Source organism: Streptomyces sp. NPDC032940 (genome assembly GCF_040636935.1).
Lineage (GTDB): Bacteria > Actinomycetota > Actinomycetes > Streptomycetales > Streptomycetaceae > Streptomyces.
The window spans coordinates 166,036-180,844 of the sequence record NZ_JBEZVJ010000002.1; the positions used below are offsets into that span (position 1 = coordinate 166,036).

Annotated in this window: 13 protein-coding genes; 8 read left to right on the forward strand and 5 right to left on the reverse strand. The window is 73.4% G+C overall.

Going from position 1 to position 14,809, the window contains the following annotated elements:
- Positions 1-132: 132 nt before the first annotated feature.
- The 3 genes from AB0E77_RS03400 (at position 133) to AB0E77_RS03410 (ending at position 1,793) form a co-directional block, all read left to right on the forward strand.
- Positions 133-735, forward strand: a complete 603-nt coding sequence (locus AB0E77_RS03400) for a hypothetical protein (RefSeq protein WP_361564826.1) — start codon at positions 133-135, stop codon at positions 733-735.
- 73 nt (positions 736-808) lie between these two features.
- Positions 809-1,516 (forward strand): NADPH-dependent F420 reductase, encoded by a 708-nt coding sequence (gene npdG / locus AB0E77_RS03405; protein WP_361564828.1) that lies wholly within the window; start codon positions 809-811, stop codon positions 1,514-1,516.
- Between the two features lie 88 nt (positions 1,517-1,604).
- Positions 1,605-1,793: a hypothetical protein gene (locus AB0E77_RS03410; RefSeq protein ID WP_361564831.1), complete on the forward strand. Its 189-nt coding sequence runs from the start codon at positions 1,605-1,607 to the stop codon at positions 1,791-1,793.
- Here the strand turns inward: AB0E77_RS03410 and AB0E77_RS03415 are convergent.
- Positions 1,786-2,580, reverse strand: coding sequence for a site-2 protease family protein (locus AB0E77_RS03415; protein WP_361564833.1), 795 nt, complete (start codon positions 2,578-2,580; stop codon positions 1,786-1,788). The two genes, AB0E77_RS03410 and AB0E77_RS03415, sit on opposite strands and share 8 nt — an antisense overlap.
- A gap of 174 nt (positions 2,581-2,754) precedes the next feature.
- On the opposite strand from AB0E77_RS03415, the gene AB0E77_RS03420 reads away from it, so the two are divergent.
- Entirely contained in the window at positions 2,755-6,297 is a 3,543-nt protein-coding gene (locus AB0E77_RS03420) for a BTAD domain-containing putative transcriptional regulator (RefSeq protein ID WP_361564834.1), read from the forward strand.
- Between the two features lie 12 nt (positions 6,298-6,309).
- Here AB0E77_RS03420 and AB0E77_RS03425 read toward each other — a convergent pair whose 3' ends face one another.
- The 3 genes from AB0E77_RS03425 to panB all read right to left on the reverse strand — a co-directional run bounded on the left by AB0E77_RS03425 (position 6,310) and on the right by panB (position 9,255).
- Positions 6,310-7,116 (reverse strand): ABC transporter permease, encoded by an 807-nt coding sequence (locus tag AB0E77_RS03425; RefSeq protein WP_361564837.1) that lies wholly within the window; start codon positions 7,114-7,116, stop codon positions 6,310-6,312.
- Positions 7,113-8,141: an ATP-binding cassette domain-containing protein gene (locus AB0E77_RS03430; protein ID WP_361564840.1), complete on the reverse strand. Its 1,029-nt coding sequence runs from the start codon at positions 8,139-8,141 to the stop codon at positions 7,113-7,115. The genes AB0E77_RS03425 and AB0E77_RS03430 overlap by 4 nt, the downstream gene beginning before the upstream one ends.
- A 238-nt stretch (positions 8,142-8,379) precedes the next feature.
- Positions 8,380-9,255 carry a 3-methyl-2-oxobutanoate hydroxymethyltransferase gene (panB, locus tag AB0E77_RS03435; RefSeq protein ID WP_361564843.1) on the reverse strand — a complete coding sequence of 292 codons (876 nt, stop codon included), beginning with the start codon at positions 9,253-9,255 and terminating at the stop codon, positions 8,380-8,382.
- A 195-nt stretch (positions 9,256-9,450) separates the two neighbouring features.
- Here panB and AB0E77_RS03440 point away from each other — a divergent pair, with 195 nt between their 5' ends.
- The 4 genes from AB0E77_RS03440 (at position 9,451) to AB0E77_RS03455 (ending at position 14,311) form a co-directional block, all read left to right on the forward strand.
- A complete protein-coding gene (locus tag AB0E77_RS03440) occupies positions 9,451-11,052 on the forward strand; it encodes an MFS transporter (RefSeq protein ID WP_361564845.1) in 1,602 nt (533 codons plus the stop codon).
- A gap of 51 nt (positions 11,053-11,103) precedes the next feature.
- Positions 11,104-11,727 (forward strand): TetR/AcrR family transcriptional regulator, encoded by a 624-nt coding sequence (locus AB0E77_RS03445; protein ID WP_361564848.1) that lies wholly within the window; start codon positions 11,104-11,106, stop codon positions 11,725-11,727.
- Between the two features lie 197 nt (positions 11,728-11,924).
- Positions 11,925-12,977, forward strand: a complete 1,053-nt coding sequence (locus tag AB0E77_RS03450; RefSeq protein WP_361564851.1) for an endonuclease/exonuclease/phosphatase family protein — start codon at positions 11,925-11,927, stop codon at positions 12,975-12,977.
- Positions 12,978-13,090: 113 nt separating this feature from the next.
- On the forward strand, positions 13,091-14,311 hold the full coding sequence (locus tag AB0E77_RS03455; protein WP_361564853.1) for an MFS transporter: 1,221 nt from the start codon (positions 13,091-13,093) through the stop codon (positions 14,309-14,311).
- A 15-nt stretch (positions 14,312-14,326) separates the two neighbouring features.
- Here AB0E77_RS03455 and AB0E77_RS03460 read toward each other — a convergent pair whose 3' ends face one another.
- On the reverse strand, positions 14,327-14,764 hold the full coding sequence (locus AB0E77_RS03460; protein WP_361564856.1) for a PIN domain-containing protein: 438 nt from the start codon (positions 14,762-14,764) through the stop codon (positions 14,327-14,329).
- Positions 14,765-14,809 lie beyond the last annotated feature (45 nt).

The window sequence follows — 14,809 nt, forward strand, 5'->3', positions numbered from 1 at the left end:
GAGGCACCCCCGCAACGCCGGACCACGCAACCCGCACCCGCAGCCGCGCCGGGCACCGGCCCGTCCCCGGGTCGGGGGAATCCGGGCCGAACGCCCGGACGGACGGCCCGGGTTGCGGCAGGATGCGGCCGCATGGACGCCGTACGGGTAGCACTGCTGCGGGACGTACTCGCCGGGACCGAGTGGCTGGGAGCCACCCGGCGTTTCGCGGGAGCCCTGCGCGCCTCGGTGGTGCCGCACGGCGGCGGACTGCTGCTGGTGGGCACGGCGGAGTACGAGCCGTGGCACCTGGCCGCCCACCTGGTGGACGAGGCCGCCTGGTCCGGGACCCCCGAGCTGGCCCCGACCCTCGTGCGGCACGGCGCGCGCCCGTCGGACCCGGCGCATCTGGCGGTGGGGCTGGGGCGGCTCGCGGCGGCACGGCGGGGGGAGACCCTGCTGGTGGTGACGCCCGACGAGCCGGGGTCCGGGCTGCTGGAGCGGGTCCACGACGCACGTCGGGCCGGGGCGACCGTGCTGGCGCTGGGCAGCGGTGAGCGGGAGCTGACGGCGATGGCGCACGAGGCGCTGGCCGTGCCGGAGGGGGCCGAGCTGGACCTGGACACGGTGCAGCATTTGGTGAGCGCGGCGGCCGGGGAGAACGCGGTGCCGCCCCAGCGGGGCCGACGCCGGTTCCGGGACCGGCTCTCCCGGCTCGCGGACCAGCTGACGGCCCCGCCGCCACCGCGATGGTGAGGTGCCGGTGCGCGGGCGGGCCCCCGCGCCACCCGGACCGGTGCGGAGCCCGGCACGGACGTAGGGTCGGGCCATGACCTCTACCGACAGTGCCGCACAGAAGGCCCCCGCCAAGGACCCCTGGGACCTGCCCGACGTCTCCGGGCTCGTCGTCGGCGTGCTCGGCGGAACCGGCCCGCAGGGCAAGGGACTCGCGTACCGCCTCGCCAAGGCCGGCCAGAAGGTGATCGTCGGCTCCCGCGCCGCCGAGCGCGCCCGGGCCGCCGCCGAGGAACTGGGCCACGGCATCGAGGGCGCCGACAACGCCGAGACCGCCCGCCGCAGCGACATCGTGATCGTCGCCGTCCCGTGGGAGGGCCACGGCAAGACCCTCGAGTCCCTGCGCGAGGAACTCGCCGGCAAGCTCGTCGTCGACTGCGTCAATCCGCTCGGTTTCGACAAGAAGGGGGCCTACGCCCTCAAGCCCGAGGAGGGCAGCGCCGCCGAGCAGGCCGCCGCCCTGCTGCCGGACAGCCGGGTCACCGCCGCCTTCCACCACCTCTCGGCGGTCCTGCTCCAGGACCCGGAGATCGACGAGATCGACACCGACGTGATGGTCCTCGGCGAGGAGCGCGCCGACGTGGAGATCGTCCAGGCCCTCGCCGGCCGCATCGCCGGCATGCGCGGTGTGTTCGCCGGCCGGTTGCGAGGCGCCCACCAGGTCGAGTCGCTGGTCGCCAACCTGATCTCCGTCAACCGCCGCTACAAGGCACACGCCGGGCTCCGCGTCACCGACGTGTGAGGCGATGGGGGACACTGGTGGGTGCCGGTACGCGCATGCCGGCCGAGTCCGCAGTACCCGCACGTGTCCCCCGACAGGAGCCCCGCCCATGCCCCGCCTCGCCGTCTACGCCCTGATCGTCTGCGTGCTCGCCGTGGTCGCCGCCGTCGTCTCCTTCGTGCAGGGCAGCGTGCTGATCGGCGTCGTCTGGGTGCTGCTGACGGGCCTGTCGTCCAACATGTGCTGGTACTACGTCCGGCGCGCCCGGGCCGAGCGCGGTCAGTCGGTCGCTAGCTGACCGAGCAGTACTCGTCGGTCTGCCAGAACCGGTACAGCTCGAAGCCGCAGTACGAGTCGACGTCGCTGATCCCCAGTCCGCGCAGGATCGCGTCGACCGCGTCGAAGAACACGCCGTTGACCGCCGGCAGCCACAGCAGCGCGAACACGAACAGCAGCCCGAACGGCGCGAACGGCTCCACCTGCCGCCGCACGTTGTGCGACAGCCAGGGCTCGAGCACCCCGTAGCCGTCCAGGCCCGGCACCGGCAGGAAGTTCAGGATCGCCGCCGTGACCTGGAGCAGCGCCAAGAAGGCCAGCGCGAGCCGGAAGTCCCGCGGCACGCCGTCCAGCGCGTCCAGCCAGAACGGGGCCGTGCACACGGCGGCGAACAGCACGTTGGTCAGCGGGCCCGCGGCCGAGATCAGGCTGTGCCGCCAGCGCCCGCGGATGCGGCCCCGCTCGATGAACACCGCCCCGCCCGGCAGACCGATCCCGCCCATGATCACGAACAGCACGGGCAGCACGATGCTCAGCAGCGCGTGCGTGTACTTCACCGGGTTCAGCGTGAGGTAGCCCTTCGCGCCGACCGAGATGTCGCCGCTGTGCAGGGCGGTGCGGGCGTGCGCGTACTCGTGCAGGCACAGCGAGACGATCCACGCCGCCGTCACGAACAGGAACACGGCCAGGCCCGGCTGCTCGGCGAACCCGGTCCAGGTGGCCCATCCGGTGACCGCCATGACGGCGACGATCCCGAGGAAGACGGGACTGATCCGCCGGTCGCTGGGACGGGTGGTGGCGGCGGTCATGGGACTCCCTGGCTGACGTGCGTACGTGCCCGCGTGCGGCGGCACCCGCGGGGGCGCGGGACTGCCCGACGGTACCCGGCGCGGCACGGGTTCGGCGAGGCCCCGGCGGGCGCTGCCACGCCGCCGCGCAGAAACCCCGTGACCGGCCCCGACGGCACCAGGGACAATGGGCCCGTGCGCTATCGCATCCTCGGCACCACGCAGGCACTCCGCCCCGACGGCACGGCCGTCCCCGTCGGCGGGGCACGGCTGCGTGCCCTGCTGACCGTGCTCGCCCTCAGGCCCGGCCGCGCCGTGCCCACGGGGCTGCTCGTGGAGGAGGTGTGGGGCGACGACCCGCCCGCCGACGCGCCGGGTGCCCTCCAGGCCCTGGTCGGCCGGCTGCGCCGGGCGCTCGGCGCGGACGCGGTCGCCTCCGCCGACGGCGGCTACCGGCTCGCCGCCGGCCCCGACGACATCGACCTGCACCGCTTCGACCGGCTGGCCGGGGAGGGCTCCCGCGCCCTCGCCGACGGCGACCCGGACAAGGCGGCCGAGCTCCTCGACGACGCCCTCGACCTGTGGCGCGGCCCCGCCCTCGCCGACCTGCCCGACCGCACCGCCGAAGCGGCCCGCTGGGAGACCCGGCACCTGGACGTCCTGCGCGCCCGCCACACCGCCGCACTGGACCTCGGTCAGGCGGAGCACGCCCTGCCCGAGCTGACCGCGCTGTGCGACGGGCACCCGCTGGACGAGTCCCTCCAGGCCCTGCGGCTGCGCGCCCTGCGCGACACCGGCCGCACCGCCGAGGCCCTGGCCGCCTACGAGGACGTACGACGCCTGCTCGCGGACCGCCTGGGTACCGACCCGGGACCGGAACTACGGGCGTTCCACGGGGAGTTGCTGAATCCGGCACGGGGTGCGGACGGGGCGGGCCCTTCCAGGGCGGCGAGGCCCTCCGGGACGGCAGGGGCCGGCCGTCCGGCGCCGCGCGGCGGTTCGGCGGGGCACGCCGGCCCCCTCGGTCCCGCGAGTCCCGCAGCCCCCGTGACCTCCGCCGCCCCCGTGGCCCACACCACCCCCGGACCGGCAGCCTCCGACGGCGAGCACACCCCACAGGGGCATCCCGCACCCGACAACGAGACCCGCACGGTTGGTGCGGGTGGGAACCCCCAGGCCGAGGCGCCGCACACCCGGCCGGAGGCACCTCGCCCCCGCGGCAACCTCCGTGCCCGCCTCACCTCGTTCGTCGGGCGGGACGCCGACCTCCAGGCCCTGCGCGCCGACCTGGCGACCGCCCGCCTCGTGACCCTGCTCGGCCCCGGCGGCGCCGGGAAGACCCGCCTGTCGCAGGAGGCCGCCGAATCCGCAGGCGATGCCGCCCGGGACGGCGTCTGGCTGGCCGAACTCGCCCCCGTCGACGACCCCGGCGCCGTACCGGAGGCCGTCCTGACCGCCCTCGGCGCCCGCGAGACCGTGCTGTACGGCGCCGGCGCCGAGGAGATCCGCGCCGCCACCGCCCACGACCGGCAGGCCACCGCCGTCGAACGCCTCGTCGAGCACTGCGGCCGGCGCCACCTGCTGATCGTCCTCGACAACTGCGAGCACGTGATCGACGCCGCCGCCCGCCTCGCCGAGGAACTGCTCGCCCGCTGCCCCCACCTGACCGTCCTCGCGACCAGCCGCGAACCCCTCGGCGTACCGGGGGAGCTGCTGCGCCCGGTCGAGCCGCTGCCCGAACCGGCCGCGCTGCGGCTGCTCGCCGACCGCGGGGCCGCCGCCCGCCCCGGCTTCCGCCCCGACGCCGACGAGGAGACCGCGGCGGCCTGCGCCGAGATCTGCCGCCGCCTCGACGGACTGCCGCTCGCCATCGAACTCGCCGCCGCCCGGCTGCGCATGCTCACCCCGCGCCAGATCGCCGACCGCCTCGACGACCGCTTCCGCCTGCTCACCTCCGGCAGCCGCACCGTCCTGCCCCGCCAGCAGACGCTGCGCGCGGTCGTCGACTGGTCCTGGGACCTGCTCGACGAGGAGGAACGGGACGTGCTGCGGCGCCTGTCCGTCTTCGCGGGCGGCTGCGACCTCGCCGCCGCCGAGGCCGTGTGCGGGCCCGCCGCCCTGGAGGCCCTCGGCTCCCTGGTCGACAAGTCCCTGGTCGTGGCCGCCCCCGCCGGTCACGGGGAGATGCGCTACCGCCTGCTGGAGACCGTCGCCGAATACGCCGCCGAACGCCTCGACGAGACCGGCGACCGCGCCACCGCCGAACGCGCCCATCTGACCCACTACCGCGAACTCGCCCGCACCACGGACCCGTTGCTGCGCGGCCCGGAGCAACTCACCGCCATCGCCCGGCTGGAACGCGAGTACGAGAACGTCCGCACCGCGCTGCGGCACGCCGTCGCGGTGCGCGACGAGCAGGAGGCGCTCTGTCTGACGCTGTCGCTGGCCTGGTACTGGCACGTCCGCGACCTGCGGCTGGAGGCCCGCGGCTGGTGCGAGGAGGTCATGGCGCTCGGGCCGAACCCGTTCACCGATCCGCCCCGGCCCGCGGAGCCGGTCACGGAGCGGTGCACCAGCGCCCCGCCCCCGATGACCGGCGAGGTCCTCGCCGAGGCCCGGCGCGGCGTGCACCTGGCCCACCTGGCCTGCATGGACACCGAACTGGACGCCTGGCAGACGCCGGCGGCGCAGGCGAAGCTGCGGGCGATCGCGGCCACCTACCGGCCGGGGCTGCCGCAGACGTGCCGCAGCCCGGGCCTGTTCTGGTTCTTCGCCGTGATGCTCACCGGCGACGTCGGGCGCCTGCAGGAGAGCATCGACGCGTCCGTGCGCACCTGCCGCGAGACGCCGGGCTACGAGTGGGAACTGGCCTGCGCCCTGCAGTGGCGGGCCAACCTCGCCGGACACCGCGGCGACGCCGTCCACGACGCCGCCCGCGACGCCGACGAGTCCCTGGAGATCTTCCGGCGGCTCGGCGACGAGTGGGGCCTCGCCGAGGCCCTCTCCGCCCGCGCCGAGGCCCGCGAACACCGGGGCGAGCACCTGCTCGCCGCCGCCGACTACGAGGCCGCCGCCGAGTACGCCGAGCGGCTCGGGGCACACGCGCAGGTCGACGTGCTCGCCGCCCGGCTCGGCAGCGCCCTGCTGGAGGACGGCGACCACCTGGAGCGAGGGGAGCGCATCCTGCGCGAGGTGGTCGAGCGCACCGACGACGGCGGGCACAACAGCGCCATGCCCGCCGCCCGCCTCTTTCTCGCCGGCTGGCTCGCCCGTACCGGCCGCACGGGCGAGGCACGGGAGCACCTGCGACTGCTGCGGGAGCGTTTCGCCATCGCCCACTTCGTCGTCTTCGACTCCTTCATCCTGTCGGCGGAGTCCTGGATCGACGCCCTGGACGGCCACTACGACGCCGCCCTCGCGAAGGCCCGCCAGGCCCTGGAGCGCGGCGACGACCCGCTGTCGGTCGCGATCGCGCCGCAGATGCGTTCGGTGCACCTGGTGGTCGCGGCCATGTCGCTGGCCCGCATCGACGGGGGAGGACGAGCCGTGGACGCCGCCCGCTGCCTCGGCGCCGCCGCCGCGCTGCGTCCGCTCGGTCACGTCGAGGAGAGCATGGAACGCGAGGTGCGAGTCCGCGCCACGGAATGGACCCGAGCCGCCCTCGGAGAGCGGGCTTACGAGGCCGCGTACGCCGAGGGCGCCGGCCTCACCGCGGAGGAGGCCGGCGCCCTGGTCTGACGGCGAGGCGCGTCAGGCCTTGGTGCGGAACTTGTGGATCGCGATCGGCGCCATCACCGCCGTGATCCCCACCGACCAGGCCACCGTCATCCACAGATCGTGCGCGACGGGCCCGCCCACCATCAGGCCGCGCGCGGCGTCGGCGAGGGCGGACAGCGGGTTGTAGTCGGTGAAGGCCTCCAGCCAGCCCGGCATCGACTGCGTCGGCGCGAAGATCGACGAGCCGAACTGCAGCGGCATCAGCACCAGGAAGCCCATCGCCTGCACGGACTGGGCGTTCTTCATCGTCACGCCCAGCGTGAGGAAGATCCACATCAGGGCCGAGCCGAACATCACCGACAGCCCCACGGAGGCCAGCAGCCCGCCCCAGTCGGTGATGTCGAAGCCGACGAGGACGCCGACGATCAGCAGCACCACCGTGGCGAACAGCATCCGCAGCAGCTCCACGGCGATCTTGGCGAACAGCACCGAGCCGCGCCCGATCGGCAGGGACCGGAAACGGTCCATGACACCGGAGTTGAAGTCCTGGTTGAAGCCGGTGCCGACGCCCTGGGCCATGTTCATGCCCATCATGGCCATCAGGCCGGGCACGACGTACTGGACGTACGCCTGCTGACCGCCGCCCAGCGACTGCCCGATGGAGCCGCCGAAGACGTAGACGAACAGCAGCGTGAAGATGACCGGGAACAGGATGGCGTCGAACATCGACTCCGGGTCCTGCCGGATCCACAGCAGATTGCGGCGCACCAGCGCGCCGGTGTGGCGCAGGTGCCCGCGCAGCGGGATACGGGCGTCGGGAGCAGGAGTGGCGGCGCTCATACGGCGACCTCCTCGCGGGCGTCGGTGGCGGGGGCGGCGTCCTGCGGGGCACTGGCGCGGTGGCCGGTGAGCGACAGGAAGACCTCGTCCAGGCTGGGCAGTTCGGTGGTGATGGAGGCGATGGTGACGCCCCGCGCGGTGACCGCGCCGACCACGGCGGTCAGCTGCTCGTCGCTGAGGATCGGCACCAGCACGTCCCCGCGCCGGTCGTCCACGGTGGAGTCGGCGAGCCCGGTGATGCCCATCTCGTCCAGGAACCGGGCGAGCGGGCGCAGCTGTACCGGGTCGACCGGGCGGACCCGCAGGGTGCGTCCGCCGACCTTCGCCTTCAGCTCCTCGATGGCGCCCTTGGCGATGACCTTGCCGCGGTCCACGACGGTCAGCTCGGAGGCGAGCTGCTCGGCCTCCTCCATGTACTGGGTGGTCAGCAGCACGGTGACACCGTCGCCGACCATGCGCTTGACCTCGTCCCAGACCTCGTTGCGGGTGCGCGGGTCCAGACCGGTCGTGGGCTCGTCCAGGTAGAGGACGGCCGGGTGGCCGATCATGGAGGCGGCCAGGTCGAGGCGGCGGCGCATACCGCCGGAGTAGGTGCCGGCGGGCCGCTTGCCGGCCTCGGTGAGCGAGAACCGCTCCAGCAACTCGTCGGCCCGCGCGCGGGCGTCCCTGCGGGACAGGTCGAGCAGCCGCCCGATCATGTAGAGGTTCTCCCAGCCGGGGAGCTTCTCGTCCACGGAGGCGTACTGCCCGGTGAGCCCTATCACCCGCCGCAGCTGTCGCGGCTGCCGTACGACGTCGTAGCCGGCGACGTGCGCCTGGCCGGCGTCGGGGGTGATGAGGGTGGACAGGATGCGGACGAGGGTGGTCTTGCCTGCGCCGTTCGGCCCGAGCACGCCCATCACGGTGCCCTCGCGCACGTCCAGGTCGACGCCGTCCAGTGCCTTGGTCTCGCCGTAGTGCTTGACCAGCCCCCGTACGGTGACCGCGCTGCCCGCGGCCGAGGGGTTGTCGTCGATTCGCTTCATGGGGACGACAGTGTCAGGCCCCACTGACAAGTCACCGACATATCGCCGACAGCCCACCCCGTCCACCGACAGCCCGCCGACAGCCCTCGACATCCACCGACCGGCCACCGCAGCCGTCAATTGAGCAACCACGACGGCGAGCAACCACATCCGCGAGAGCGGCGCCGGTTCAGGCGCAGAAGGCGCCGGCCCCGCCGACGGGGGAAGATCGGCGGGGCCGGGTGGTGCCGGGCTGGCTCTAGTGGACGGAGTGCTCCTCCTGCGGGAACGTTCCGCCGACGACGTCCTCGGCGAACGACTTCGCCGCGTCGCCGATGACCTGGCGCAGGTCGGCGTACTTCTTCACGAACTTCGGCACGCGTCCGCCGGTGAGCCCGAGCATGTCGGTCCACACCAGCACCTGCGCGTCCGTCTCCGGACCGGCGCCGATGCCGACGGTCGGGATGTGCAGGGTGCGCGTCACCTCGGCGGCCAGCTCGGCCGGCACCAGCTCGAGGACGACCGCGAAGGCGCCCGCGTCCTGCACGGCCTTCGCGTCGCGCAGCAGCTGCTGGGCGGCCTCCTCGCCGCGGCCCTGCACCCGGTAGCCCATGGCGTTGACGGACTGCGGGGTGAGGCCGATGTGCGCCATGACGGGAATGCCGGACTCGACGAGCAGCCGGATCTGCTCGTGGGAGCGCTCACCGCCCTCCAGCTTCACCGCCCCCACGCCGGCCTCCTTCACCAGCCGGGTCGCCGAGCGCAGCGCCTGCACCGGACCCTCCTGGTAGGATCCGAAGGGCAGGTCGCCGACGATCAGGGCGCGGGAGGTGCCCCGGACGACGGCCGCGGACAGCATGGTCATCTCGTCCAGGGTGACCGGCACGGTGGTCTCGTAGCCGAGGTGGCAGTTGCCCGCGGAGTCGCCGACGAGCATGACCGGGATGCCGGCCTCGTCGAAGACGGACGCGGTCATCGCGTCGTAGGCGGTCAGCATGGGCCACTTCTCGCCGCGCTCCTTGGCGAGGGCGATGTCCCGGACGGTGATGCGACGGTTGCTCTTGCCCCCGTACAGCGCCTTGCTCCCGTCGGCGGGGGCGCGCTGCGGCGTCGGGGCAGCCGAAAGCTGCGTCATGGCAACGGCTCCTTCATGTCATCTCGAGGCGCCCTGACGGCGTCCCCGGATCCCTCCCATGGTGGCACCTCGTGCCGCCGGACGGCTAGGGGACCCTCGCCACGTGTCGTGGGCGGCACACGGCGGTGTAAGAAGGCGGTAAGAGAATTACGATACGGAACGGTCTCGTATCTTAAGAACCCTAGGGTCGTGCCCATGACTATTCCTGCCGACTCTTCCGCCCGGCGCATACCGGAAGAGGTGCACCGGCGCCGCTGGGCCATCCTCGGCGTGCTCATGCTGAGCCTGCTGATCGTGGTGCTCGACAACTCGATCCTGAACGTCGCCATCAAGACCATCTCCACCCCCGAGCCCACCGGTCTGGGTGCCACCCAGAGCCAGCTCGAGTGGGCGATCAACGCCTACACCCTCGTCTTCGCCGGCCTGCTGTTCACCGCCGGTCTGCTCGGCGACCGGCTCGGCCGCAAGAAGGTCCTGCTCGGCGGCCTGGCCGTGTTCGGCATCGGTTCCGCCCTCGCCGCCTTCTCCGGCTCGCCAGGCGAACTCATCACCTTCCGCGCGGTGATGGGCCTCGGCGCCGCCTTCGTCATGCCCGCCACCCTCGCCGTCCTGATGAACGTCTTCGAGCGCGAGGAGCAGCCCAAGGCCATCGGCATCTGGGCCGGCGGCGTGGGACTCGCCATCGCCATCGGTCCGATCACGGGCGGACTGCTCCTCGACCACTTCTGGTGGGGCTCGGTCTTCCTCGTCAACGTGCCGATCGTCGTACTGGCCCTCGCCCTGATGCTGTGGCTGGTCCCCGACTCCCGCGACCCGAACCCCGGCCGCCTCGACCCGGTCGGCGTCGCCCTGTCCGTCGTGGGCCTCGTCCTGCTGGTCTACGGCATCATCAAGGGCGGTCAGCTCGCCGACTTCACGGACCCGGCCGTGCTGGCGACGAGCGGCGCGGGCCTCGCCGTGCTCGTGGCGTTCGTCGTCCACGAGAAGCGCAGCGACCACCCGTCCATCGACGTCACCTACTTCCGCAACAAGGTCTTCTCCGCCGCGATCGCCGCCATCGCGCTGGTCTTCTTCGCGCTGATGGGCGTGACCTTCTTCTCGGTCTTCTACACCCAGAGCGTGCTCGGCTACTCGCCGCTGCAGACCGGTCTGCTGATGCTGCCGCTGGCCGTCGCGCAGCTGATCTTCGCGCCCCGGGCCCGGCTCCTCGTCGACCGGTTCGGCAACCGCGCCACGACCACCGCCGGCATGGTGCTCATCGCCGCGATGCTGGCCGCGTTCGCGACGCTGGACGCGGACACGCCGGTCTGGCTGCTCGAGGTCTACTTCTTCCTCATGGGCACCGGCATGGCGCACATCATGACGCCGACCAGCGTCGTCATCATGCAGGCCCTGCCCCGCGAGAAGGCCGGCTCGGCCTCCGCGCTCAGCAACACCTTCCGCCAGGTCGGCGGCGCCCTCGGCATCGCCGTCCTCGGCTCCGTGCTGTCCACCGCCTACCGCAACGGCATCGAGGGCGACCTCGGCCGGGTCCCGGCCGGCCTGCGCCACACCGCCGGCGAGTCCATCGAGGCCACGCTCGGCGTCGCCGAGAAGCTCGGCCCCCGGGGCGAGGCCCTCGTCGGCCCCGCCCACGACGCCTTCCTGCACGCCATGCACGTCACCGCCCTGTGGGGCGCGGGCATCGCCGTGCTCGGCGCGGTCGTGGTGGCCCTGTACCTGCCGGGCCGCGCCCCGGAGGCCGGGCCGCCCGGGCCGGCCGAGCGGGAACGGGAACCGGCGGCCACGATGGAGTAGCAGCGCCGCACCCGGGACAATCGGTCCCGACCCAGCGAAAGGACACGGCACGTGAGCCTCGACAGCCGCTCGCCGCACCACTGGCCCACGCGGGGCCGCCCCCGCAGCGAGGCCGTCGAGCGCGCCATCATCGAGGGCGTGCTGGAGCTCCTGGAGCAGGGCGTCCCGCTCGCCGAACTCTCCGTCGAGCGCATCGCGCGCATGGCGGGCGTCGGCAAGGCGACCATCTACCGCCGCTGGAGCGGCAAGGAGGAACTCTTCGTCGACGTGGTGCGGGCCGCCGAGCCCGAGGACCCGGTCCTGCCGGGCACGTCGCTGCGGGACGACCTGATCGTCATCCTCGAGGCGCTGCGGCAGCGGGGGCTGACCAACCGGTCGGCGATCCTGCACGGCGTGTACGCCCAGATGAAGTCCAGCCCGAAGATCTGGGCGGCCTACCACAACACCGTCATCCTCCCGCGGCGCAGGCTCGGCATCGAGATACTGCGCCGCGGCCGCGACAACGGCGAACTGCGCGACGACGTCGACCTGGAGCTGCTCCACGACATCGTCGTCGGCCCCATGCTGGTCCGCGCGATGATGCGCCCGGAGGCCGAGCTGCCCGAGGACCTCGCCACCCAGATCGTCGACGTCCTGCTCGGCGGCCTGAGCCCCGCCGCCCCTCCGCGCCCGTGAGGGTTTCCGGGGGCGAATGTGCGCGTTCTGTCACAGAGGCCCCGTCTCCCACCCCCGTTCGGAACTCCGAACGCCGACGCGAACGTCCTCGTGTTCCGTACGGCCGTCATGGGGCGGCGGGAACGGAACCGATCATCCCCTAGGGTGCTGAGGCACGGGGGGACGACGGTGTGCACGGCAGGCAGTGAGGCGGCGGTATGGCGCAGCAGGCGTACATGACGGAGACGGACAACGGCGGCTCGGGACCCGAGCGTCGGGGCCCCCTGCTCCGGCGCCTGTTCGACCGGATGGCCACCGGCTGGCGCGGCGACCGGCGGATCTGGCGCCGCGGGCTGATCACGGCGGCGGTGGCCGTCGTCCTGACCGTGGTCATGGCCGGGCATTCGCACATCCCCAACGCTGTCGGCAACCTCGGCAGCCTCACCGAGACCTTCCTGCCCTGGTTCGGCCTGCTGATCCCGGTGCTGCTCGCGATCGCTCTCGTGCGCAGGTCGGCGACGGCGCTGATCGCGCTCGTGCTGCCGGTGAGCGTGTGGCTGAACCTCTTCGGCGGCCTGCTCTTCGACAAGACCGGCTCCGGCGGCGACCTCACGGTGGCCACGCACAACGTCAACGCCGACAACGCCGACCCGGCCGGCACCGCCCGTGCCGTGGCCGCCGCCGGCGCGGACGTGCTGGCCCTGGAGGAGCTGAAGGCGTCCGCCGTGCCGACGTACGAGAAGGCGCTGGAGTCGACGTACCCGCACCACGCGGTCGTCGGCACCGTCGGCCTGTGGAGCACGTACCCGATCAGCGACGTGCGGGCCGTCGACATCCGGCTGGGCTGGAAGCGCGCGATGCGCGCCACCGTCGCCACCCCCTCCGGGCCGGTGGCGGTGTACGTCGCCCACCTGCCGTCCGTCCGCGTGAAGCTGGAGGCCGGTTTCACCGCCCGGCAGCGGGACAAGAGCGCCGACGCCCTCGGCGAGGCCATCGCCGACGAGAGGCTGCCCCGCAAGATCCTGCTCGGCGACCTCAACGGCACCATGAACGACCGTGCGCTCACCGCGATCACCTCGCAGATGCGCTCCCCGCAGGGCGCCGTGGGCGACGGCTTCGGCTTCAGCTGGCCGGCGTCCTTCCCGATGGCCCGCATCGACCAGATCCTGGTCACGGGCGTCGAACCGGAGACCAGCTGGACCCTCCCGGAGACCGGCAGCGACCATCTGCCGATCGCCGCGCGTGTGAAGGTCGACACAACGGCTTCCTGAGATTCGCCGCGGGAACACTCGCCCTGAGAGGCTTTGTTCCGTACGGGAACATACAACGTCCCCCTCTCCCGTACGCACTCCGCTCCCGAAGCTCTCGAAAGGCGAGACCCTTCATGCCCCTGGCCCTGCTCGCCCTCGCCGTGGGCGCCTTCGGCATCGGCACGACCGAGTTCGTGATGATGGGCCTGCTGCCCGATGTCGCCGACGACCTGCACATCTCGATCCCCGAGGCCGGACACCTGGTCTCCGCGTACGCGCTCGGCGTCGTCATCGGCGCCCCGCTGCTCGCGGCGGCCACCGCGCGGATGTCCCGCCGCACGGTCCTGATCGCCCTGATGGTGCTCTTCGTGCTCGGCAACGCCCTGTCGGCCGTCGCCCCCGGCGAACTCTCCCTCCTCGCCGCCCGCTTCGTCAGCGGCCTGCCGCACGGCGCCTTCTTCGGCGTCGGCGCGGTGGTCGCCACCGGCATGGTGGCACCGGAACGCAAGGCCCGCTCCGTCTCCCTGATGTTCCTGGGCCTCACCGTCGCCAACATCGTCGGCGTCCCCGCGGCCACCGCGATGGGCCAGCACCTCGGCTGGCGGGCCACCTTCCTCGGCGTCAGCGCGATCGGCCTCGCGGCGATAGCGTCCCTGGTCGCCCTGATCCCGCGCGACCACGCCCCGGCCCCCACGACGGGCCTGCGCGGCGAACTGGCCGCCCTGCGCTCCCTGCCGGTCTGGCTGGCCCTCGGCACCACGGTCGCGGGCTTCGGCGCGCTCTTCGCGGCGTACAGCTACATCACGCCGATGCTGACGGACGCGGCGGGCTTCGCGGAGACCAGCGTGACCCTGCTGCTGGCCCTCTTCGGCGTCGGCGCCACCGCGGGCAACCTGCTGGGCGGACGCCTCGCGGACCACTCCCTGCGCGGCACGCTCTTCGGCGGCCTCGCCTCCCTGGTGGCGGTCCTCGCGCTCTACCCCCTCCTCATGCGCACGCCGGTCACGGCGGCGGCCGCGGTCGCCCTGCTCGGCATGGCCGCGTTCATCACCGGCTCGCCCCTCCAGCTGATGGTCATGGAGAAGGCCTCGGCGGCCCCCTCCCTCGCCTCCTCGGCCAACCAGGCCGCCTTCAACCTCGCCAACGCCGGCGGCGCCTGGATCGGCGGCCTCGCCCTCGCGGCGGGCCTCGGCACCACGTCCCCGGCCCTGGCGGGCGCGGCCCTGGCGGTGCTGGGCCTGGGCGTCGCGGGCGCGGCGTGGGGAGTGGACCGCCGGCGCGGCACAGCGGACGCCGGCCGGGAACGGGTGGTGGCGGCCCACGTGCCGGAGGCGGCGGAGACGGTGGGCCGGTGACGGGGGGCGGGTCGGTCAGAGGTCGTCGGGGAGGATCCGTAAACAGGCGTACCGCCCGCCCGACGGCCGTACGGTCCGGAAGTCGCGGAGGGCCCGCGTGAGCACGGCATCCGTGTCGTACTCGGCGGCGAGGGCCACGTTGACCGCATCCACCAGTTCCAGGTCGAGCGACGCGTAGCGCGCTCGGACGGTCAGCGCGGCATCCAGGATTTCCGGCGTGGGCGGGGCGAGGACGAGCCGCGACTGCCGCACGCGTGCGGTCAGGGAACGCAGGATCCCGTCGGCGGCCGGGCGTCCGGCTCGGCTGGTGGCGACCTGGTGAACCTCGGTGAGTGCGAGCGGGGTGGCGACGAGGAAACCGCACGCGTCGGCGGCCTTCCTGGCCGCGTGGTGGTCCGGATCGGAGCGGTTGAAGAGGGTGAGCAAGCCGGAGGTGTCGGCCACGGCGATCACGCGGCGTGCCTGAAATTCCGCCCCTCCGGGGCTGGTGCCGTGCCA